The sequence below is a fragment of the Paenibacillus aquistagni genome (genome assembly GCF_900177815.1).
Taxonomy (GTDB): domain Bacteria; phylum Bacillota; class Bacilli; order Paenibacillales; family Paenibacillaceae; genus Paenibacillus_B; species Paenibacillus_B aquistagni.
Genome location: NZ_FXAZ01000001.1, coordinates 1561349 through 1583254, shown reverse-complemented (window position 1 = coordinate 1583254; position 21906 = coordinate 1561349). Strand labels below are relative to the sequence as shown.

Here is a 21906-nt window from a genome sequence, read left to right as displayed (position 1 = left end):
TGGAGGGTGCATCCTATGGACAAAATGAAAGAAACGTATGAAGCCATGCTGAGCTTAACCGCTGAGATGGTATGGGACGATGCGATCAAGAAGCATCGGACGAACAAGATTTACGTCGCCATTGACGAAGCATTAGCAGCCGGAGATGAAGCGGCGTTCCGGATGTTGACCAATGAATTGAAAACATTGCAATGAAGAACCGATAAGTGGTTCTTCATTTTTTTTTCGGGACAAGTATAATAAGGGAAAGGCAATAGGAAAATTGTGGAGGCGACAACATGAAATTCAGTGAAATTACAGAGCAATCATGGCAAGAGCTAAAGCCTTACTTGGACACTTGCGTCATACCCGTTACAGGGATGTCCGGGAATGAGGCTCCCTTTGAAGCGGTAAACAAGCTGGAGCAGTTGCGAGATTTTCTTGACTTGATCGAAGTTCCGTTTATGGGCAGGACAGTGACGTACCCAGCCTATCACTATGTTAATGAATCTGACATTCGATCTGAGTGGAGACGATTGGATGAAGTGGCTAAACAGTTGAAGCAGTACGGCTTTCGGCATGTTGTGGTAATGAGCATTTGGAACAAGCTTCCGGGAGAATCCTGTGAAGCGATTGATTTGGTATTAGCGCCAAGCGGCAATGGGAGCGCTTCAGATGAGAGACAAGTCCGAAAACAAGTGGAAGAGCTGTGGAATCGTTCACAATTCAGTGAACAATTGTGACAAAATACCAACATTTCTATGAAGGTGCATGGCTAAAGTTGCCAAATTAATTGGTAAATTCTTGACGGTGTTTAGGGGCTGGGATATTATAGGAATGTCCTAGTTATGATGTGATAATGATCACGCTAAGCTGCAAGAACGGTTGGGTAAAGGGGGTAAGAGACGATGAGCAAACCGCATGAGAACGAGCACAATCCTCACGGACCGACGGCACGTAAAGAAATGTCACGTCGACAATTTCTTTCTTACACGTTAGGTGGGGCAAGCGCTTTCATGATCGGCGGAGCGGCATTGCCAATGGTTCGCTTTGCAGTAGACCCGTTGCTGCAGAAGAAGACCGATTCGGATTATGTCAAGGTTGTTGAAGTAAGCAAGCTGACTGCTGAGCCGCAGGAGTTCAATTTCGAAGTCTTGCAGGTCGATGGCTGGTACGAGAGCAAGCCTACAATGACAGCTTGGATATGCAAGGATGAAAAGGGAATACTCGCTTTGTCACCTACATGCAAGCATTTGGGATGCACAGTATCATGGAACAACAATGAGAAATTCAAAGACCAATACTTCTGCCCTTGTCATGGTGCGCACTATACCAAAGAAGGCAAGCAGTTGGCTGTAGCCCGTGCTCCGCTTGATGAGTATAAGGTCAAGGTGAGCGAAGACGGCTTTGTTTATTTGGGCAGCAAGCAATCGAATACAAGGGTCCAATAAGGAGGCGTAAAGACAGATGTTTAAAACGGTGTACAACTGGATTGACGAGCGTCTTGATATTACGCCGATGTGGAGAGACGTGGCTGACCATGAGGTGCCAGAGCACGTTAACCCTGCGCATCACTTCTCGGCCTTCGTATATTGCTTCGGCGGCCTGACGTTCTTCATTACGGTCATCCAGATTCTATCCGGCATGTTCCTTACCATGTATTATGTACCGGATATTATTAATGCATACTACAGTGTAGAGTATCTGCAGACGAAGGTGGCCTTTGGCCAGATCGTTCGCGGGATGCATCACTGGGGAGCAAGCTTGGTTATTGTTATGATGTTCTTACATACGCTTCGCGTATTTTTCACGGGTTCCTATAAGGCCCCTCGTGAGATGAACTGGGTTGTCGGCATGCTGATCTTCTTTATCATGCTGGGCCTTGGCTTCACCGGTTATCTGCTGCCATGGGATAACAAAGCGTACTTTGCAACAAAGGTTGGTATGGAGATTGCGGACACTGTTCCCTATATCGGGCCTTACGTGAAGGAATTGCTGCAGGGCGGTGAGATTGTAGGGGCTCAGACATTGACCCGGTTCTTCGCGATTCACGTCTTCTTCCTGCCAGCGGCACTATTAGCCATGTTAGGTGCTCACTTTATTATGATCCGCCGACAAGGCATTTCGGGACCGCTATAAGAGAGGAGGAGCGTTAGATGTCACATGGACATTCACCGAAAGAGAAAGTCATTTATGTGGGTGATTCTCGTGTAAAGAAAAGAGTGAACCCACTGCTTCAGCCAGACTATTCTGCTTTTCCGGGAAAGTCTGAAGCATTCATACCTAACTTCTTGCTTAAAGAATGGATGGTAGGATGTGTCGCGCTAGTTGCCTTCTTAGTATTGACCATCTCAGAACCTGCACCTCTAGGCTACCCAGCCGATCCAAACAACACAGGCTTTATTCCTATCCCAGATTGGTACTTCTTGTTCTTATATCAATTTTTGAAATATCCATATGCATCAGGAAGCTATGTCGTGTTCGGCACCGTGCTCATTCCTGGAATCGCCTTCGGAGCTTTAATGCTGGCGCCATTCCTTGATACTGGCAAAGAGCGCCGCTTCTACCGCCGTCCGATTGCAAGCTCCATGATGATTGTATCTTTGATTGCAGTGGTCTTCTTGACGAAGACAGCTTGGAATGAATACCAGCACGAATTGAAAGAGCTGAATATCATTCCGGAGCATATCGAGCGTGAGGAGAAGGCGCGTGAGGCTGCCATGGAAGGCAAGCCTACAGGCCAGCCGAAGCCGAATCAAGAGATTGCGCTTGTGGATAAAGACGATCCGGCGATGGAACTGATGAAGAAAGCCGGCTGCTTAAGCTGCCACGGCACCGATCTCAAAGGCGGTGTGGGACCTAGCCTTCGAGGCCTAGGGGACAGCTTATCCCAAGATGATATTCTTAAAGTGCTGCATGAAGGTCCTATGAAAGCACAGTATGAGCAGGCACTTGCTGCGGGTGTAACCGAAGATGAGATTACAAGCATCGCTGCATGGCTTGCCAAGCAGAAGTCATCAACAGAATAAATAATGCAAGCCTGGCCGTATGATCGGTCAGGCTGTATTTTTTTTAACAAGAGCGGTATGATGGTACATAAAGGTTGGAGGACATTATGGAGGTGTAAGGTTGCGTTTGTCATTTTTTTGGAGCCGTTCATTCTTGTCGCAGCGTTGGGTACTGTGGACTCTCTTCATAAGCAATTTGCTAGGTACGATATACGGGTACTACTGGTATGGGGGGCAATTGAAGTATACATGGGAGCATGATTTGAAGTGGCAAATCATCTTCGTGCCGGATAGTCCGACGGCTAGCTTGTTTTTTACGCTGGCGATCTTGTTCCTTATTTGCGGGCATAAAAAGACACAGGGGCCTCTTTATTATGTTCGGGTCATCATCGAGGCGCTTGCTGTCGTAACGTCTGTCAAATATGGCGTTTGGGCTTGTGCCATTATCTTTGCCGGCGCGTATCATGGCGAATCGCTGATCTGGCAGGATTGGATGCTTGTTGCTTCTCATTTGGCAATGGCAGTCGAAGCACTTTTGTTTGTTAGATTGTTCCGATTTGGGGCTGTCGCAATTGGTGTTGCAGCAGCGTGGACCTGGCTAAATGATATTTTGGATTATACATACGATATTTTCCCTTGGCTGCCTGCTCCACTTTATGAACATGTAAGGGAAGTAGCGGTGTTTACAAGTGTGCTGACAGGGTTGAGTGCTGCCGCGGCTTTGGCTGCTTGGATGTACCGTGAACGCTTGGAGAGGAAAATGTCATTGTAATCAAGGGTTGTTATTTCAAGGAAAGCACCAAGATCAAAGGTAGAACAGCAGTTTGGCTCAATAGCCTGCTGTTGTTTTCTTTTTTTCTTGTGACGAAGTTAAGCAGGATAGATAGGGTTTTGAATTTCGATTCAACTTGATTGATCTGCTATTAATAAAGTTTTGTATTGAAGGAGGAGAACATGAATATGAAACATTCATCAGGGTCAAACATGATCGCACAAATCGCCATCGTGGTTCATGATATCGAAAAGACGCTTGCATCATACGCAGCCTTTTTCGGAATGGAACAGCCTGAATGGTTTTGGACAGGGGCACCAGAGCAATCGAAAACAAACTATAAAGGAACGAATACGAATGCACGAGCTAAGATAGCATTCTTTCATCTAGATCAACTTCAACTGGAGCTTATTGAGCCTGACCATCATCCGAGCTCGTGGCGAAACCATTTGGATGAGAAGGGCGAAGGTCCGCATCATATTGCATTTGTGGTGAAGGATATTCATGGACAGCAAGCGGATATGGAAGCGAAGGGAATGCCTGTAGAACAGACTGGAGTATTTCATGGTGGGCGATATGCAGTAATGGATACTGTGCAAGACTTGAAGATACTGATCGAGCTGCTGGAATACGATCAAAAGGACCGTCCCTAAGCTGGATACAGGAATGAAAGTCAATACCGTTGAATAGGTGAAATCAAAGCTAGCTGTGAGAACTTCAATGATATGTAAAAGGAATGCAGCGATGTACTCACTGCACGTTCTATTTCAATTCCTAAACCCATAGAGTAATGGGGGAGGGATGTCCATGCTACGAACGCGTTTCCTACATGTGCTCGCTGTAATGATTGTCATGAGCATGCTGATACCTGCGACGATATTTGCTAACGAGCAGTCGGAGCTTGCATCAATCACACAAGAGCGAACGGCAGCCGAACAAGATTCATCCAAATTATCTTCTATGAATCCTTCCGCAAGTCAAGAGTGGGCACTTGTGGACCGTACGGCAGAGCAGATGTATCGGAAGATCGTTGAAGGTGACGCCAATGGCGCCTTTGAAATTCTTGTCCAGTTGGAAAAAGCCTTGGCCGCACCTCATCTGTTTGATGAGTGGAAGGCAGAGCACATTCATGTGCTGACAGACAGCTATGTTCAATTGAAGAAACAATTTCATGCAGCAAAGCGTGATGATGATGCGTTAGAGCATGCAGTTGCAAGGTTTCGCTTTGCTACAGATACGATAACGCATCCTGATCAGCCCATGTGGCTGCAGTATGCGGATATTTTACGCAATGATATGGATCAAATGCTGCAAGCAGTAGATTCCATGCAGTGGAAAGAGACAAGTCTGAAGTGGCTCGAGCATATGGATCGAATTCTGCCGGCGGCCTCCTTGCAGCGTTCTGCCAATACGATTGAAATGATACAATCGGTTGTCGCATTGATCCAGCAATCCCATCAATCAAAAGTGTCAATAGAGCAGGTGAAGCGTACACTGCAGGACTACGAGGGAATGTGGATGAAGGAGTTGTTCGGGGCTTCCAAGGATTTGACTACCTTCTCGGTGAATAATGAAGAGCCGCTGCCGCTGCGAGCGATCATCTGGCTGACATGTATCGTTACGGTGACGCTGGCTTATGTGGCTTATCAAAAATATCGAGACGACGAAGAACAAATACGATCAGGACCTTGGAATCCTTCTTCGTAACCGTATGGGGCCAAGTTCATCCATGTGAATAAGAGCCGATGATATTCTCCTTGAGAGGGCATCACGGCTCTTCTTTATGTATGGGCGCTTAATCTTCCTTGAAGCCTTCTCCCAGCACGTCATGGACTTCACTTACGATAATGAAGGCTTTTGGATCAATGCCTTTTGCGATTGATTTGATTCTTCTCAGCTCAGAGCGGCTGACGACACAATAGACCATTTGCTTTTCTTCCTTAGAGTAATATCCGATAGCAGGTATAAGCGTTACGCCGCGTTCGAGTTCCTTCGTAATTTGGTCGGCGATTTGATGCGGTTCATTTGTAATAATCGTGAAGGCTTTGGCAGCATAAGCTCCTTCTTGAATAAAGTCAATCATCTTGGAGGAGATAAAGACCGTAACGAGCGTGTAGAGAATCTTCTCCTTCGTAATGAAGAACAAAGAAGAGCCGATGATGAAAATATCGAGGAAGAGGATGAATTGTCCCATACTGACACTGAGCTTGCGATTGGCTATTCTGGCAATAATATCGACACCGCCAGTGGTGCCGCCAAAGCGGAAGACGATACCTAGACCTGCACCTAATGTAACCCCGGCATATAATGTAGCAAGTATAATATCATTCTCGGTTCGGAACGGATTCAAGTAACCAAGCTTAACCGCCTGTTCGAACAGCCATAGAAAAAAGGTTAAGGAAAGGACGCCATAAATGCTGTAGATCATTTGCGTACGGCCAAGCGAGCGCCATCCGATTAAAAACAAGGGGATATTGATCAATAAGGTAGACAGAGACGGCGAAACGCCAAGGGCATAATTAAGCAGTACGGTGATCCCAGTAACGCCACCTTCCATGAGCTGGTTCGGCAGAATGAAGTAAATTAATCCGAAAGCATAAATTGCGGTTCCAATTGTAATAGGAAGATATATTTGTCCGATCTTCTTGAAGAGCACCGATGCATTCATAGTAGGTCTCCTTCACTCCATTATTCTCATGCGTTCTTAGTATATCGAAATCAACCAGGGATAAAAAGCATTTGTTTTCCAGTGTGCTTTGAGATAACATAGTTAATACATGTGACTGTATTAAAATGCTACATAATAGAAGAAGGGGATACCTTGAATACAAGCAACCATAAGGAATTTCTAGATACGCTTCGCAAGAAGCCGCTCGCTGAAATGCAGCGTGAAGTGGATGCGTACATTTCGCAATTCAAAGAAGGGTACTTCAGTCCATTGGCCTTGATGGCGCGCCTAACAGAGGAAGCGGGAGAGCTCGCGCGTGAAGTCAATCACGCATATGGCGAGAAGCCAAAGAAACCTGAGGAAGAGGATAATTCCATTGCACTTGAGCTGGGTGACCTCTTGTTCATTCTATTGTGCTTTGCCAACTCTTTAGGGATTGATCTCACTAAAGCGCATGATGAAGTCATGCATAAGTTCAATACAAGAGATGCCGATCGTTGGACGAGAATAGACAAAGAAGGGGAAGTGTAAGCATGGGAGATCGCATTCGAGTTGGTGTCGTCGGTGCAGGCGGCCGCATGGGTAAGGAAGTTGTAAAGATGGTGCTGCAAGATGATGCGCTGGAGCTTGTTGCTGCAGTTGATCATTCTGCTGGTGAAGTGGACGCAGGCAGTCTCGTCGGAGTGGAAACGACAGGTATTATCGTAACCTCCCAACTTGAGGAAGCGCTGCTTTCCACGAAGCCCGATGTGATTGTTGACTTTACAACACCTTCATCTGTTATGAAGAACACGGTGACGGCCATCCAGCATGGGGTTCGTCCTGTTGTAGGAACAACGGGCCTGTCTACAGAGGAGATCGATGACATTCGCACGCTGTGCAAGGACAAGGGTATTGGTGCAATCATCGCTCCGAACTTCTCGATCGGAGCATTTTTGATGATGCAGTTTGCTAAGCAAGCGGCGAAGTATCTGCCTAATGTAGAGATTATTGAGTATCATGGCGATCAGAAGCTTGATGCGCCATCCGGAACGGCTGTTAAGACGGCAGAACTGATCTCAGAGGTGCGCGAGGAGCGACGCCAAGGCAATCCGAACGAAGAAGAGAAGATTGAAGGCGCACGCGGCGGCTACTACAATGGCTTTCGGATTCACAGCGTACGCTTGCCAGGCATCTTCGCACAGCAGGAAGTGATCTTTGGCGGGCATGGCGAATCGCTTAAGATTCGTCACGACTCCTATGAGCGTGCAGGATACATGCCAGGTGTCAATCTGGCTGTTAAGAAGGTTATGGAGCTTCATGAACTCGTATACGGCTTCGAGCATTTGATGGATTGATCTTCACAAGACATAGACAGATACGATAATAATAACACCATTCAGCGCACTGCAATTGCGGCTAAAATGATGAAAATACAACTTACTAGGGCAGGCTGGAGGAGAGAATAGTATGCTTAACATTGCGTTTATTGCACATGATCGTAAGAAATCAGAGATCGTGAACTTTGTCATCGCGTACGAAAAAGTATTTGAAGGTCATCAGTTGTTCTCAACAGGTACGACAGGCACTCGAATTATGGAGCAGACGGATTTGACCATTCATCGTTTTGAATCCGGACCGCTCGGCGGCGATCAACAGATCGGCGCACTAGTTGCTCGAAATGAGATGGATCTGATTATTTTCCTTCGTGATCCGTTAATGGCACAGCCTCACGAACCGGATATTATTGCTCTGCTTCGTTTGTGCGATGTTCAAGGAATCCCAGTCGCGACCAATATTGCGACAGCTGAGATTCTAGTCAAGGCGTTAGAGCGCGGAGAATTCGCATGGAGAGAACTGCCGAACAAATATAAGCCAGGAGTCGATGAAGCCTAATGATCGAGCTCGATATTCTCGCTATTGGAGCGCATCCTGACGATGTGGAGATTGGCATGGCCGGAACATTGGCCAAGCATCAGCAGGCCGGGTGCAGGATCGGCATATATGATCTGACCTACGCGGAGATGTCGTCGAATGGCAGCGTTGAGCTTAGGCAAGAGGAAGCGCAGGAAGCGAGTCGTATTCTCAACCTTGATGTTAGAGGAACGATTGGTCTTCCTGATCGCGGCTTGCAGCTCATCAAGGAGCATATTGATGCTGTCGTAGCCATTATTAGAAAGCACAAGCCTAAGCTTGTATTCGCTCCGTATTGGGAGGATCGGCATCCTGATCATGTAATGTGCTCGCGCATCGTTCAAGAGGCAGTGTTTAATGCGAAGCTAAGACGCTATATGCCTGAATTGCCAGCCCATACGGTTGAGCAAGCCTATTACTATTTTATCAATGATACGGTACAGGCCGATCTAGTGGTGGATGTGTCGGAGTTCTATGAGCAAAAGCGCATGGCGCTGCGTGCCTATCAGTCACAATTTACACCGATCGGTTCAGAGTCAGTGGCAACACCTTTAACGCAGGGCTATGTAGAGCGAGTGGAGGCAAGGGACAGCCTTCTTGGGCAAGGCCGCGGCATGCTGCTAGCGGAAGGATTCATATCAAAGGGTCCGTTTGCCGTTTCATATTTCTTGCCCTATAAGAATGAAACATTACGTTAAGACGATATCCTTCTTATTGGCAATTCACACCCTCTCTAATTGCAGTCAATCAACAACTAGCGACTCCGAGAGAACAGAGCTGGTCAGGTTCCTCTAATTGTTCAGCCAGCAGAAGATTAAAGGAGGGAACGTCTTGGGCGATGGACTAAAAATTGGCATTACATGCTATCCGTCCTTAGGCGGATCAGGTGTTGTAGCGACAGAGCTTGGCAAGCTGCTCGCCGAACGAGGACATCAAATTCACTTTATTACTCATAATATTCCATTTCGATTAGGCACTACTTTTCAAAAGAACATTCATTATCATGAAGTTGATGTGAATGACTATTATGTGTTTCGCTATCCACCTTATGACTTGTCATTGGCGAGCAAGATGGCGCAGGTGGCCAATATGCAGAACCTGGACATTCTACATGTTCATTACGCAGTGCCTCATGCGGTATGTGCGTATCTTGCGAAGAAGCTGGCGCATCCGAATCTAAAGGTTGTGACTACGCTTCATGGCACCGATATAACGGTGCTTGCGCAAGACGAGTCTTTAAAAGACATGATCCGTTTTGCCATTAATGAAAGTGATGCAGTGACGGCGGTATCGCAAGATCTCATTCGGGAGACGAGGGATCTGTTGGATATTACGCGAGATATTGATTTAACGTATAATTTTATCGATAAACGTGTCTATTATCCGAGAGAAATCTCGCACCTTCGCTCGGAGTTCGCTTATCCTCATGAGAAGATCATGATGCATATCTCGAACTTCCGTCCTGTGAAGAGAGTATCCGATGTAGTAGATGTATTTCAGCGCGTTGCTGAAAAGATGCCTGTTCGCTTAATGCTGGTTGGTGAAGGACCGGATATGCCGAAGGTTCAATGCAGAATTCGTGAGCTGGGCCTAGAGGATCGTGTGCATTTCTTAGGCAAGCAAGACGAGATTGCTCAAGTGATTTCTCTTGCGGATGTGCTCTTGCTTCCATCAGAGAAGGAGAGCTTTGGGCTTGTTGCCTTGGAAGCGATGGCCTGCGGTGTGCCGACGATTGGTTCGATTACCGGTGGTGTGCCTGAGCTGGTGTCTCATGGGGAGACCGGGTTCTTGGCTCCGATTGGGGATACGGAGAAAATGGCGGAATATGCTGCTCTGCTGCTTAGCGATGACCAGCTGGCCACTCGCATGAAGGAAGCCTGCTTGTACCGAGCCCAGCATGTGTTCTGCAATGATAAGATCACTTGGGAATATGAGCAGATCTATCACCGCGTACTAGGCAGAGAAGTGTCAACTGAGGTTCCGCTGTGCGAGGATTAAGGGTGGTAAGAAATGATCAATGAAAACACAAAAGGAGCATTATGAATGAAGCGATCGCAGCAGGATTCATTGTTTGAGGAAGCCTATGAAGTGATAAAGGTGCTTGAAGCCCACGGGTATGAAGCGTATTTGGTAGGCGGATGCGTTAGGGATGCATTGCTCGATCGACCCGTTCATGATGTTGACATTGCCACGTCCGCAGAGCCTGCGCGCGTGGCTTCCTTGTTTGAGCGAGTGATTCCAACTGGACTCCAGCATGGAACGGTGACCGTTGTTCGTCATGGCTATACCTTTGAGGTGACGACCTTCCGATCAGAAGCTGGTTATTCCGATTATCGCAGACCTTCTGAAGTCCATTATATTCAGGATCTGAGCGAAGATCTTAGGCGGCGGGACTATACAATGAATGCGATCGCGATGGACCGGTATGGGCAATTGCATGATCCGTTCCACGGGGCAGCCGACCTAGAGCATGGATGGATCCGTGCCGTGGGACAAGCAGAGGAACGATATGCAGAAGATGCGCTGCGCATGCTTAGAGGCATTCGCTTCGCCTCGGTGCTTCGCATGCGGCTTGCAAAGAGTGTATGGCGGGGCATCATGGCGAAGAAAACGCTGCTTCGCCACATTGCGATGGAACGCGTGTGCGATGAGCTGTGGAAGCTGACAGCAGGCCCTGATCCTGCCAAGGGCTGGAGCATGCTGGTGCGAAGCGGCGTGCTTAGGCATACGAAGGAGCCGCTTCGCATCTATGGTCGGGAGGACGGGCCGGCATGGCTGCCCGTCTACGGCGCGCTCGGGCGGGTAGATACGCCCGAGCAGCGCTTGGCGGCGGTCGCGATAGGCCTTGGCGCGACCGCTGAAGCCGCAGCGCAGGACGCGAAAGCGCTGCGGCTCTCGAAGGCGGAGCAGGACGCCATCGTGAGCGTCCTCTCAGCCTTCGCAAGGCTTGAGGCGGCCGCACATGCGTACCGGCCGGCCGTCTCAAGCGGGCGAGCCGCGCAAGGGGAGCTTGCTCCTATGCGGCTCGCTGTCGCGCAGGCGCTTCTTGCCTATGGCGAGAACGCCGTGCGCGGAGCGCTTGCGTGCAGCCGCGCCTTGGCGGAGGCGGCCGCGCCATGTGCGGCCAAGCGGGAAGCGCGTGCAGGCATGCGCGCTGCCCTTGGCCAAGACGTATCCGTGCTGCCCTCTTATCAGCATGAGGGCATGCACGTTCTATATGAGCACGCATCGGCATGGATCGATGCGATGCCTGCCAAGTCGCTTGCTCAGCTTAAGCTGAGCGGCAAGGACCTCCTTGCCGTCACGACTCGTCAAGGCGGACCTTGGGTCCGCGCATGCTTGGAGCATGTATGGCTGAAGACGGCAGAGGGCTTGCTCCTGAACGAAGCGGAGCTTCTGCTGCAGGAGGCTGAGCAGTGGCTTCGTGCGCATCATGGCGCTTGAGCCTGATGATCGGAGAAGAAACTTCCCTTGACAACAGTTGGTAGCTTCTGCTTCTTTTAAGAAAAAACGGCAGACATGCCAAGGGATCAGAGAAATAGGTTTCATTCTTTTCTTTGCTTATGAACTCAACTATATGTTGTATAGGAAGGAGTGTTTATTATGAGTGATCGTTTGCTGGAATGGTTTCAGAATCATCCTGATGAATATATATCAGGTGAAGAGATTAGCAAAGAATGGAATATATCGCGTACAGCAGTATGGAAACAAATCAATCGTTTACGAGCCAAGGGCTACGACTTTGAGGCTGTGCCGAAGCTTGGATATCGCCTGATTCAGCAGCCTACTCGACTTGATGAGCGTACGCTGCTGCTGAAGCTCAAAACGAGTCGATTTGGCCGACAGCTCAGAATTCGCAGCAAAACGGAATCGACACAAAACGAAGCCTTGTCTTGGGCAAAAGAAGGGGCGCAAGAAGGCGCGCTCGTGCTTGCGGAGGAGCAAACGTCAGGCAGGGGACGTCAGAACCGTCCATGGCACTCACCGCCAGGCAAAGGGATATGGATGAGTATGGTGCTGAAGCCGAAGATTCCGCTACAATTCACGCCGCATCTTACACTGTTGACGGTTGTTGCCGTGTGCAGAGCGATTAAGCGTGTAGTTCCTGTTGATGTCGGCATCAAATGGCCGAATGATCTACTGGTTGGCGAGCGTAAAATATGCGGAATTCTGCTTGAGTCCTTCGCTGAAGATGAGCGTCTGCTCAGTGTCATTGCAGGGATCGGCATAAGTGTGAATCTGGATGAGCAGGATTATCCAGAAGGGATTAAGGATAAAGCCACCTCGCTCAAGATTGCCTCTGGCAAAGAGATAGACCGTGCCACTTTGGTCGCCGAGATTCTCTATGAATGGGAACAGCTGTACCAATTGTATGAGGAGCAAGGATTCGGGCCAGTGCGTACGCTTTGGGAAGCACAAAGCATAACGATAGGACGTACGATAAGTGTAAACACCCCTTATGGAGAAGTAAATGGTGTTGCGCAGGGCTTGGATGAGAGCGGTGCGCTGGTGCTGCTTGGCCGTGACGGACAATATCGTAAAGTGTTCTCAGGGGATGTTCACTTTTTGTAGTGAAACGATTTATTTTTTGCTATACTAGGCACGTAGGCGGTATCTGAAAAGAACTGCACTCGCAAAACAAAGCGTCAATGCTGACAGACAAGTACATATTCCTTGTTATTGCAGCGAATTCTGCTCTGAGCCGTGGGGACCGAGACAGAAAGTGCGTCGCATGCGACCTCTTTTTTGCTTTGGGACCTTTTTGGTGGAAACACTAAAAGGTTTTTTTGTTTTGCGCAAACTAAAAAGAGAAGTCCGATGAAAAGGAGCTGATGAGAATGGCAGCACACAAACAGCCGCTCAGCATTGTGAAGATGAAGCAGATGAAGGAGAAGAACGAACCGATTACGATGGTCACAGCTTACGATTATCCTTCTGCTGCGCTCGTGGAAGAAGCAGGGGTTGATATGATTCTGGTAGGAGACTCGCTAGGTAATGTTGTGCTTGGCTACGACTCCACCCTGCCTGTGACGATCGATGACATGGTCTATCATACAAGAGCGGTTCGACGAGGTGCTCCTAATACCTTCGTGGTTGCGGATATGCCGTTCATGACCTACAACAGCACGGTGAGCGAGACCCTAAGTGGTGTGCGTCGACTCATGCAGGAAGGTCATGCGAATGCAGTTAAGATGGAAGGCGGCGTTGAAATCGCATTAATGGTGGATGCCTGTACGAAGGCTGGCGTCCCTGTAGTTGGCCATATTGGATTAACGCCTCAAGCTGTTCACCAGATCGGCGGGTATCGGATTCAAGGCAAGACACGTGAGGATGCAGAGCGTCTCCTTCAAGATGCCCTGGCACTGGAACGAGCAGGCGCATGCGCCGTTGTGCTTGAGCTTGTAACGGAGCAGGTTGCAGAGATGATCTCGAAGAAGCTGAGCATTCCTACAATAGGCATTGGTGCGGGTTCAGTAACGGATGGACAGGTGCTCGTGTTCCATGACATCTTGAAGTATACGCCGTCTTATCGTGAAAAGCGTTTTGTGAAGACCTATGCGGATCTTGGTGCTGTTATTAGAGACAGTGTGTCCCAATATGTAAAAGAAGTGAAGGGGCGCTCCTTCCCAGCACCGGAGCATACATTCCGAGCGGATGATCAGGTGCTTGAAAGCCTGTATGGGCATAGAAAGGTGGAGTCATGAAGTGAAAGTCATTCGTACAGTAGCAGAGCTGGTCGCTGCGATTAGAACATATAAGGTGGAGCAGCCCAGCTCTTCGATTGGCTTTGTTCCAACGATGGGATATCTCCACCAAGGACATGCAAGCCTATTGGAGCGTTCTCGTCAAGAAAATGACTTGTCTGTGCTGAGTATCTTTGTAAATCCGATTCAATTTGGCCCTAATGAAGACTTGGATCGCTACCCGCGAGATGAGGAACGGGATTTGGCGACAGCAGAACGTGCTGGGGTTGATATCGCATTTTTGCCAACTGTTGAGGAAATGTATCCGACGACAACCAAGACGAAAGTGGCTGTCTCTGAACTGACGAGCTTGCTTTGCGGAGCCTCGCGTCCTGGCCACTTTGATGGCGTAACAACAGTCGTATCGAAGCTGTTCCACATGGTGAAGCCGACTCGCGCCTACTTTGGCATGAAGGATGCTCAGCAGGTAGCAGTCCTGACTCAAATGGTTGCAGATCTCAATATGGACGTTGAAATCGTGCCTTGTCCAATTGTTCGAGAAGCAGATGGGCTTGCGCTCAGCTCAAGAAACGTGTACTTGTCTCCAGAGCAGCGTAAACAAGCTTTGATGCTGTCTCAATCCTTGCTACAGGCAGTCGGCAAGCTGGAGGAAGATGTGCTGGCTGTGGAGCAGGTGAAAGCTGGTATTATTGAGAGGATAAGTCAAGCGCCGCTTGCTGATATCGAGTATGTGGAAGTCATATCCTTCCCATCCCTTGAGAGGCTGTCAGAAGATACGCTTCTTCCAGCTCAAGATGCGGATACGCTAATTGCGCTTGCGGTTCGCTTTGGCAGCACGCGTCTAATTGACAACATTCGGATTACGAAGAAGAAAGGGGAATCCTTCCCATGTTCCGTGAAATGATGAAATCGAAGATCCACCGCGCCACCGTCACAGAGGCTAATCTGAATTATGTAGGCAGTATTACGATTGATGAAGAGCTGATGGAGCAAGCTGACATTCTGCCTAATGAAAAAGTTCAAATTGTCAATAATAATAATGGAGCGCGCCTCGAGACATATGTCATTACCGGCAAGCGGCATTCTGGAGTGATTTGCTTGAATGGCGCCGCTGCTCGCTTGGTACAGCCTGGAGACAATGTCATTATTATCTCTTATGCCACCATGACGAATGAGGAAGCCAGAGCATACGATCCTAAAGTGGTGTTTGTCAATGACCGCAATCAGCCGGTTGAAATTGCAAAGGAAGAGCTGCATGCAACCATTCGCTAATTGAAGATGCTGGCGTGAGGCAGGAAACATTGGTTCGGATGAAATAGCCCCTCTGTACACAAAATGAACATGAGCCGCACAACAATCGTAAGCATCACAGCAGAAGGTGGGATGAAACGTGTTGCAGCACATGTTCGCGACGATGAATGAGTTGCTCGATGATATCTTGAAGCATTATCCATCAGCAAAGGATAAGGAAAAACAAGAACTCGACCAACAGTTAACGTTGCTTCACTCCATGAGTGACCAAATTGTGGAGGAGTGGCTTCGCTTTGAAGAGAAGCTGGCACTTGTTCGCACTCAAAACAATATCGATGCTGTTCATTTCACCGCTCAAGGAGGAATGAATCAAGCATCAGCTGGATCGTCTTCGACAGAGGCAGGAATGTCTGGGAACCCTGCATCCTCAGCTAAGCTGCTTCAAGCTTGCCAGGATAAAATAGCGGTAAAACCGGCAGTTGTTATTGACGAGACAGAGAGCGAAGAAGCCATACAGTGTGGACAAGGGTATTTTGTGCTTAAAATGTATAGTCATGCAATCAGGCATCTGGAACAAGCAGTTCGCATTCAGCCCGATTCGATGAAGGCGCGCATTTATCTTGGTTATTCCTATTTGCTGTTAGGACGTGCTCAAGAAGCCTGCAATCATTTTCATTTTATGATTCCACTAACAGACAATAATAAACTAAAGGCACTAGCGTACAATGCTCTTGGATGCATATCCGCCATGCAAAAAAATACGGAGAAAGCTCAGCATTACTTCCAGAAATCCCATTTTGCAGATCCAACCATACCTGAGCCAATCTCAAATATTAAGGTATGTATGCTGAACAGCGGCAGCCTTCAATACGGGGAGAAGAGAATGGAATATATGGCTTGAACAGGCAGGAGGGGAACATCTTTTCGCAAGATGTTGCCCTCTAGTCATTTCCAAATGAGCGCACATCTGTTATGCTAAAAGCATTAGAGTCGAGAGGAATTGTGAGAATGAGATTTGCCGTTTTGGACTTTGAAACGACTGGCAACCAGCCTGGCGATGAGATTATCCAGATTGGACTGGTTGTTCTTAGTGATGAGCTTAAGATTGAGAATGAATATCATACCTTGGTACGGCCCAGCGTATCCATCCCTGAATTCATCACCCAATTAACCGGAATAACAGATCAGATGGTCAAAGATGCCCCTGATCTTGACGAGGCAATGACCGGCATGGTTCCTCTATTGAATGATGTCGTTCTTGTCGGCCACAATGTGGCATTTGATTTTCAATACTTAAAGCAAGCTTTGGAAAGTACGGGATATTTGCCGTTTACGGGGCGAATTCTAGATACCATTGAACTGCTGCGAATTTTGTTCCCATCGTTGACCTCCTATCAGCTCAGCATTGTAGCGAATCATTTTGGCATCGTCCATGATCGGCCCCACCAAGCAGATAGTGATGCGCTCGCAACGGCGGATATTCTTATCCGCTGTCTTAAGGCTATAGATGACCTTCCGCTGCTAACCCTTCAGCGAATCGTAGATCTGCTGGGCGAGGAGGAGCGTGACCTTGGCTGGCTTCTGTACAATAAGCTGCTGGAGCGCGAGCAAGATGCAGCAAGGCTCCAATTCGAAGGCGAGGTCAATCCCTTCCGGCAGATTGCCTTCAAGGTTCAAGATTGGACAGATGAATTGCCGCCTCGAGAAGGATTGGAGGACGTTTCTCTAGAAGATGTATCATTTAAGAGCTTTATGGAGCAGATCAAGAATAATCTTCAAGAGCAGTTAGCTAATTATGAGACGCGCGATGCGCAGGAACAGATGTTTAACGCTGTTAATGAGTGTTTGGAGGAGGATCGCCACCTTCTCATAGAAGCGGGTACAGGAACCGGTAAGTCGCTAGGGTATTTGCTCCCTTCGATTTATCATAGTGTTAAGAACGAAAAGAAAGTGATTGTTAGCACACACACGATCAATCTTCAGGAGCAGCTCAGACAGCGGGATTTGCCGCTCTTAGCCAAGATTGTGCCTGTTCCCTTCCAAGCATCGATCTTGAAGGGGAGAAGCCACTATTTGTGTTTGCGCAAATTCGAGCATAAGATTAACTATAGAGAATTTGTCCATGCAAGAGATGATGTGCTGACCGCGGCGCAGATGATGGTATGGCTTAGCGAGACCGAGACAGGTGATGATGAAGAACTGCATCTCATTCACAAGGGACCTGAATTCTGGGATACGGTTGCAAGTGACAGTGATTCATGCCTGAATCGAGCTTGTCCTTGGTTTAGGCGCTGCTTCTATCATCGTGCCAAAAATGACGCTAATTTGTCTGATGTGGTGATTACAAACCATTCCTTGCTCTTTACAGATGTGATTGCGGACCATCGATTGCTGCCAACCTATGAACATTTGGTCATTGATGAAGCGCACCATTTTGAAGAGACAGCAGGCAAGCATCTCGGGGTTCATCTGCAATATTTCTCCTTGATTCATCCGTTTGTTCAATTGTTTAAAGATAGTAAGAATGGAGCACTTGCTCTTCTACAGACCAAGCTTCGTCTATCCGGCAATGAGAAGGCGCTTATTTGGGCAGAAGGTATTGAGAAGCAGTACGCACAGCTTATGGATGCACGCGAAGTGTGGGATAGGCTGTATGAAGCTTTGTATCAGCTCATGCCGTCAGCTGAATCCGGACAAGCTGAAGCGGGTCAGACCGTGCTGCGTCTGAAAGCTTCAAGTCGGCCGGATTCATGGAATGCGGTTCATGAGTTGGAGCAGGACGTTCATACTAGACTAAATGATATCGTACGTACGGGAGAGAAGCTTGTCAACGAATGGAAGGATATCGATGATGAGGAGCTTCAAGGCGCTGTTGTAGATGTAGCAGGCCTTTTCAAGGAGATCGCAGCAGTACGGGATGAATTTAGACAGTTCATCCAAGGCACTGATCCAGATATTGTGTACTGGATGGAGGCCAATGCGCAGTTCAAATTCAAATCCGTGCAAATGTATGCGGTGCCTGTCGATGTTAGCGAACAGCTGAATCGTTATTTCTTCGAGCCGAAGAAAAGTGTTATCTTAACTTCGGCAACACTGTCTGTGGACAAGTCTTTTCAGTATATAGAAGAGCAGATCGGGCTTAAGGATGCAAAAGCGAGCGGACGGCTAAATGATGTTATCCTCCCTTCGCCTTTTCGCTATCGAGAGCAAGCGCTCGTCGTCATACCAAGAGATTTCCCGACCGTGCGGGGAGCTTATGATGCTCATTTTAACGGTAAACTTGCGGAGTCCTTGGCTGAGGTTGCGCGCGTGACCAAAGGCCGAATGCTCGTGTTGTTTACATCCTATCGCATGCTTAAGGATGTATACGAGCCGTTGAAGGACGCTTTGCAGCCGGACGGCATACAAGTTTTGGGCCAAGGCATGGACAGCGGCAACCGCAGCAAGCTGACAAAGCGCTTCCAGGAGAACTCCGCTTCCGTCCTGCTTGGAACGAGCAGCTTCTGGGAAGGGGTAGATATTCCTGGGGAAGCGTTGACTTGTCTTGCAATTGTCAGGCTGCCGTTTCAACCGCCGAATCACCCGCTTTTTGAAGCCAAATCTGAGCGGTTAAAGCGCAATAAGCAGAATCCGTTTCGCAAGCTTGCGGTACCGCAAGCTGTCATTCGCTTCAAGCAGGGATTCGGGCGCCTTGTACGAACATCTCAAGACAAGGGGATCGTTATTATTTATGATACGAGAGTGATCGAGACGAGTTATGGCAAGCATTTCTTATACTCGCTGCCAGGTCCTAAGATGGAGCATATGGCTACAGATCAGCTTGTCCCTCGCATTGAGGCATGGTTCGAAGAACAAGAATAAGCTCGCGGACAAGAACTATTAGAATACATTATTGGGAGGAGCCGCTTTTATATGAAAACTCTTAAGATTTCTGAGGCCGTTGTCAGACGCTTGCCGATTTATTTGCGGCATCTGATGGAATTGAAGCAGCGTGAAGTGCTGACAGTGTCTTCGCAGGACCTAGGGCAGAAGCTGGACCTGAATCCTGCTCAAATTCGAAAAGATCTTGCTTATTTCGGAGATTTTGGAAGAAAAGGAATCGGTTATGATGTGTCTTACCTCATTGAGCAGATTCGCCACATTCTAAAATTGGATCAAGAGGTTCATGTTGGCTTGGTCGGTGCAGGTAAGCTAGGGCATGCGCTCTGCAACTATTCTGTCTATCTTAATGACAACATGAAGATTGTGGCTGTGTTCGATGCTATGCCGAATAAGGTTGGATCACAGATTAACAATTTGACCGTAATGGCTATGGACGATCTCAGAGATACGGTCCGTAGATTGAATATTCGCATTGGTATCATTACAGTGCCGGCTCCAGAAGCGCAGCATGTTGCTGATCAATTTGTGGAAGCTGGGGTAGAGGCGATATTGAACTTTGCACCAGTCATCCTGAAGGTTCCTTCACATATTAGAGTGCACGCAGCAGACTTTACGACAGACTTATTCAGTCTTGCCTATTATTTGCAAGAAGAAGATGGAAAGGAAAAAGTGGAGAATGGCGAAACGGTTAATCATTCGTAACGGCAGATTTGCCCAGTTAGGTGCTGATTCAAAGCAAACGACCCTTCAAGGCTTCATGGTTGTAGAAGAGGACCGCATTGTATATGTTGGTGAAACACTGCCTTCAGAATATGCAGCAGATGACGCAGAGGAAATGGACGGCTCAAGGCTGTTTTTCATGCCGGGCCTTGTAAATACACATGGTCACGCTGCTATGACGCTGCTACGCGGCTACGGGGATGATATGGTGCTTCAAGAGTGGCTGCAAAATAAAATGTGGCCGATGGAAGCGAAGTTTACCGATCAGGATGTATGCGCAGGCACTGCTCTGGCTGTGCTTGAGATGCTCAAGACAGGAACGACCACTTTTGTCGACATGTATGACCATATGAACGAAGTGGCTAAGGTATGTGAGCAATCGGGAATTCGAGCTGCGCTGATGAGAGGCGCGATCGGCCTTTGCAGTGAAGAGGTTCAGCAGCAGAAGCTGCAGGAAGCTGTTCAATTTGCTAAGGATTGGAATCATGCGGCAAATGGACGAATTACGACTATGCTGGCGCCACATGCGCCTTATACTTGTCCACCAGCGTTTATCGAGAAGTTTGTACAGGCGGCTCATGATCTTGATCTTATGCTTCATACTCATATGTCAGAGACTGAGGCTGAGGTTCAGCAGAATGTAACCGATTATGGCCTTAGACCTGTGGCTCACTTAGAGAAGCTCGGATTCTTCAGTCGTCCATCATTTGTGGCACATGCGGTGCATTTGACGGATGAGGAGATTGAAGTGCTGGCCAAGTATAACGTTGGGGTATCCCACAACCCAGCTAGCAATTTGAAGCTTGCTAGTGGAGTTGCACGGATTCCAGATCTGATGAGGGCTGGTGTTCAGGTCTCCTTGGGAACAGATGGGGCTGCAAGCAACAACAATCTTGATATGTTTGATGAGATGCGCCTAACCGCTTTGATTCACAAAGGGGTATCAGGCGATCCAACCGCAGTACCTGCTGCTGAAGCGATGCGAATCGCTACGGTGAATGGCGCGAAGATGATTCAGCTTCAAGATGTTGGTCTATTGGAGGCTGGCATGAAGGCTGACTTTATCGCGATTAATATTGATCAGCCGCATCTGCTTCCGCATACGGATCTTGTATCGCATATGGTTTATTCTGCTACAGGCAGAGATGTGGCCCATGTATTTGTTGATGGCAAGCATATTGTGAAGGATGGCCAATGCCTGACCATGGATGAGGAGCGCATTCGCGATGAAGCAGCTCGTGCGTTCGAAGGCTTGCTAACGCGTTAGGTGGTGTTGTTCCCATGGTGAGAAGTAGAAGTCGATATAGACGCCGCAACCGGGCGGGGTTATGGTTTTTTGGCGCTGCAGTCGTGCTCCTTTTAGCAATTGTCCTATTTATTCGCTATATGATCTCCATAGATTCGGTGGAGAATGCCAAAGAGCAGAAGGCCATCGAACAGGCTAACCAGGTTGTTCAACTGGAGCAGGTGCTTGATGTGGAGCGTTCTGTGTGGGATAAGGTGACGTATGTAGTCAGAGGGACCGATGCGAGTGGAGAAGAACAGCTGGTATGGGTTCAGGATGACGATGTTAAGGCTTTTAAAGCGTCGGAAGGCAAGACAAAAGCTCAGATTCAAGATCAGCTGAAAGCCTTGTATCCAGAAGCCAGCATTATACGTATTTCTTTGAATAAAGTGAACCTGGATCAAAAAGCTGAATATGTGTGGGAAACCCAAGTTCGCCGAAAAGATGAAGAAGGAAAAAAAAGAGTGTACTATCAATTTTTCCGCTTCAGCGATGGTTCTCCCGTAGGTGATGCGTACGCCATGCCTAATCAATAGAATAGGGCGTCAGACTCGAAGCAAAGAGTCTGGCGCTTTTTTTTGTTGGAATGATAGAAGTGAAGTCATTCTTCCAGCGAAGGGAGGAGTTTGCTGCAAGAGGGAAACTACATTGCAGGCAGTTGAATGCTCTTCCAGCCATTGCATACACAGTTTGATAGATTCATATGATATACTTTCCTATATACTCGCCGTCAGCGAAATAGT

General features: G+C 48.0%; 24 protein-coding genes. 23 read left to right on the top strand and 1 reads right to left on the bottom strand.

What is annotated here, in order from left to right; translation table 11 throughout:
• Nucleotides 1-15: 15 nt before the first annotated feature.
• From B9Y93_RS07400 to B9Y93_RS07365, 8 genes are all read left to right on the top strand, one after another.
• Nucleotides 16-195 carry an IDEAL domain-containing protein gene (locus tag B9Y93_RS07400; protein WP_085493654.1) on the top strand — a complete coding sequence of 60 codons (180 nt, stop codon included), beginning with the start codon at nucleotides 16-18 and terminating at the stop codon, nucleotides 193-195.
• Nucleotides 196-278: 83 nt separating this feature from the next.
• A complete protein-coding gene (locus tag B9Y93_RS07395; RefSeq protein WP_085493653.1) occupies nucleotides 279-722 on the top strand; it encodes a DUF2487 family protein in 444 nt (147 codons plus the stop codon).
• Between the two features lie 165 nt (nucleotides 723-887).
• Nucleotides 888-1430 carry a QcrA and Rieske domain-containing protein gene (locus tag B9Y93_RS07390; RefSeq protein ID WP_085493652.1) on the top strand — a complete coding sequence of 181 codons (543 nt, stop codon included), beginning with the start codon at nucleotides 888-890 and terminating at the stop codon, nucleotides 1428-1430.
• Nucleotides 1431-1446: 16 nt separating this feature from the next.
• A complete protein-coding gene (gene qcrB, locus B9Y93_RS07385; protein ID WP_085493651.1) occupies nucleotides 1447-2118 on the top strand; it encodes a menaquinol-cytochrome c reductase cytochrome b subunit in 672 nt (223 codons plus the stop codon).
• Between the two features lie 17 nt (nucleotides 2119-2135).
• Entirely contained in the window at nucleotides 2136-3008 is an 873-nt protein-coding gene (locus tag B9Y93_RS07380; protein WP_085493650.1) for a c-type cytochrome, read from the top strand.
• 100 nt (nucleotides 3009-3108) lie between these two features.
• Complete coding sequence (locus tag B9Y93_RS07375; protein ID WP_085493649.1) at nucleotides 3109-3759, top strand: DUF1405 domain-containing protein; 651 nt, start codon at nucleotides 3109-3111, stop codon at nucleotides 3757-3759.
• Between the two features lie 182 nt (nucleotides 3760-3941).
• Complete coding sequence (locus B9Y93_RS07370; RefSeq protein ID WP_338113912.1) at nucleotides 3942-4412, top strand: VOC family protein; 471 nt, start codon at nucleotides 3942-3944, stop codon at nucleotides 4410-4412.
• Between the two features lie 154 nt (nucleotides 4413-4566).
• Nucleotides 4567-5466, top strand: a complete 900-nt coding sequence (locus B9Y93_RS07365) for a sporulation protein YpjB (protein WP_176228867.1) — start codon at nucleotides 4567-4569, stop codon at nucleotides 5464-5466.
• Between the two features lie 88 nt (nucleotides 5467-5554).
• Here the strand turns inward: B9Y93_RS07365 and B9Y93_RS07360 are convergent, their stop codons facing one another.
• Nucleotides 5555-6427, bottom strand: coding sequence for a YitT family protein (locus B9Y93_RS07360; protein ID WP_085493647.1), 873 nt, complete (start codon nucleotides 6425-6427; stop codon nucleotides 5555-5557).
• Between the two features lie 213 nt (nucleotides 6428-6640).
• On the opposite strand from B9Y93_RS07360, the gene B9Y93_RS07355 reads away from it, so the two are divergent.
• The 15 genes from B9Y93_RS07355 (at nucleotide 6641) to B9Y93_RS07285 (ending at nucleotide 21699) form a co-directional block, all read left to right on the top strand.
• Nucleotides 6641-6958: a nucleotide pyrophosphohydrolase gene (locus tag B9Y93_RS07355; RefSeq protein ID WP_085494008.1), complete on the top strand. Its 318-nt coding sequence runs from the start codon at nucleotides 6641-6643 to the stop codon at nucleotides 6956-6958.
• Nucleotides 6959-6960: 2 nt separating this feature from the next.
• Nucleotides 6961-7764: a 4-hydroxy-tetrahydrodipicolinate reductase gene (dapB, locus tag B9Y93_RS07350; RefSeq protein WP_085493646.1), complete on the top strand. Its 804-nt coding sequence runs from the start codon at nucleotides 6961-6963 to the stop codon at nucleotides 7762-7764.
• 112 nt (nucleotides 7765-7876) lie between these two features.
• Entirely contained in the window at nucleotides 7877-8302 is a 426-nt protein-coding gene (locus B9Y93_RS07345) for a methylglyoxal synthase (protein ID WP_085493645.1), read from the top strand.
• Entirely contained in the window at nucleotides 8302-9018 is a 717-nt protein-coding gene (gene bshB1 / locus B9Y93_RS07340) for a bacillithiol biosynthesis deacetylase BshB1 (protein ID WP_176228866.1), read from the top strand. The genes B9Y93_RS07345 and bshB1 overlap by 1 nt, the downstream gene beginning before the upstream one ends.
• Before the next feature lie 133 nt (nucleotides 9019-9151).
• The gene (gene bshA, locus B9Y93_RS07335; RefSeq protein ID WP_085493644.1) at nucleotides 9152-10318 is read left to right on the top strand and encodes an N-acetyl-alpha-D-glucosaminyl L-malate synthase BshA; all 1167 of its coding nucleotides are present in this window, start codon (nucleotides 9152-9154) and stop codon (nucleotides 10316-10318) included.
• A gap of 45 nt (nucleotides 10319-10363) precedes the next feature.
• Nucleotides 10364-11764 carry a CCA tRNA nucleotidyltransferase gene (locus B9Y93_RS07330; RefSeq protein ID WP_085493643.1) on the top strand — a complete coding sequence of 467 codons (1401 nt, stop codon included), beginning with the start codon at nucleotides 10364-10366 and terminating at the stop codon, nucleotides 11762-11764.
• A 159-nt stretch (nucleotides 11765-11923) separates the two neighbouring features.
• A complete protein-coding gene (locus tag B9Y93_RS07325; RefSeq protein ID WP_085493642.1) occupies nucleotides 11924-12892 on the top strand; it encodes a biotin--[acetyl-CoA-carboxylase] ligase in 969 nt (322 codons plus the stop codon).
• 266 nt (nucleotides 12893-13158) lie between these two features.
• Nucleotides 13159-14025, top strand: coding sequence for a 3-methyl-2-oxobutanoate hydroxymethyltransferase (gene panB / locus B9Y93_RS07320; RefSeq protein WP_085493641.1), 867 nt, complete (start codon nucleotides 13159-13161; stop codon nucleotides 14023-14025).
• Between the two features lies 1 nt (nucleotide 14026).
• Nucleotides 14027-14929 carry a pantoate--beta-alanine ligase gene (panC, locus tag B9Y93_RS07315; protein WP_097675942.1) on the top strand — a complete coding sequence of 301 codons (903 nt, stop codon included), beginning with the start codon at nucleotides 14027-14029 and terminating at the stop codon, nucleotides 14927-14929.
• Nucleotides 14914-15297 carry an aspartate 1-decarboxylase gene (gene panD, locus B9Y93_RS07310; protein WP_085493639.1) on the top strand — a complete coding sequence of 128 codons (384 nt, stop codon included), beginning with the start codon at nucleotides 14914-14916 and terminating at the stop codon, nucleotides 15295-15297. The genes panC and panD overlap by 16 nt, the downstream gene beginning before the upstream one ends.
• A 118-nt stretch (nucleotides 15298-15415) precedes the next feature.
• Nucleotides 15416-16177, top strand: a complete 762-nt coding sequence (locus tag B9Y93_RS24530; RefSeq protein ID WP_085493638.1) for a tetratricopeptide repeat protein — start codon at nucleotides 15416-15418, stop codon at nucleotides 16175-16177.
• A gap of 107 nt (nucleotides 16178-16284) precedes the next feature.
• Entirely contained in the window at nucleotides 16285-19137 is a 2853-nt protein-coding gene (dinG, locus tag B9Y93_RS07300; RefSeq protein WP_085493637.1) for an ATP-dependent DNA helicase DinG, read from the top strand.
• Between the two features lie 51 nt (nucleotides 19138-19188).
• Nucleotides 19189-19860, top strand: coding sequence for a redox-sensing transcriptional repressor Rex (locus tag B9Y93_RS07295; RefSeq protein ID WP_085493636.1), 672 nt, complete (start codon nucleotides 19189-19191; stop codon nucleotides 19858-19860).
• Nucleotides 19835-21145 carry an amidohydrolase gene (locus B9Y93_RS07290; RefSeq protein WP_085493635.1) on the top strand — a complete coding sequence of 437 codons (1311 nt, stop codon included), beginning with the start codon at nucleotides 19835-19837 and terminating at the stop codon, nucleotides 21143-21145. The genes B9Y93_RS07295 and B9Y93_RS07290 overlap by 26 nt, the downstream gene beginning before the upstream one ends.
• Before the next feature lie 14 nt (nucleotides 21146-21159).
• The gene (locus tag B9Y93_RS07285) at nucleotides 21160-21699 is read left to right on the top strand and encodes a cell wall elongation regulator TseB-like domain-containing protein (protein WP_085493634.1); all 540 of its coding nucleotides are present in this window, start codon (nucleotides 21160-21162) and stop codon (nucleotides 21697-21699) included.
• The last annotated feature ends 207 nt before the right edge of the window (nucleotides 21700-21906 follow it).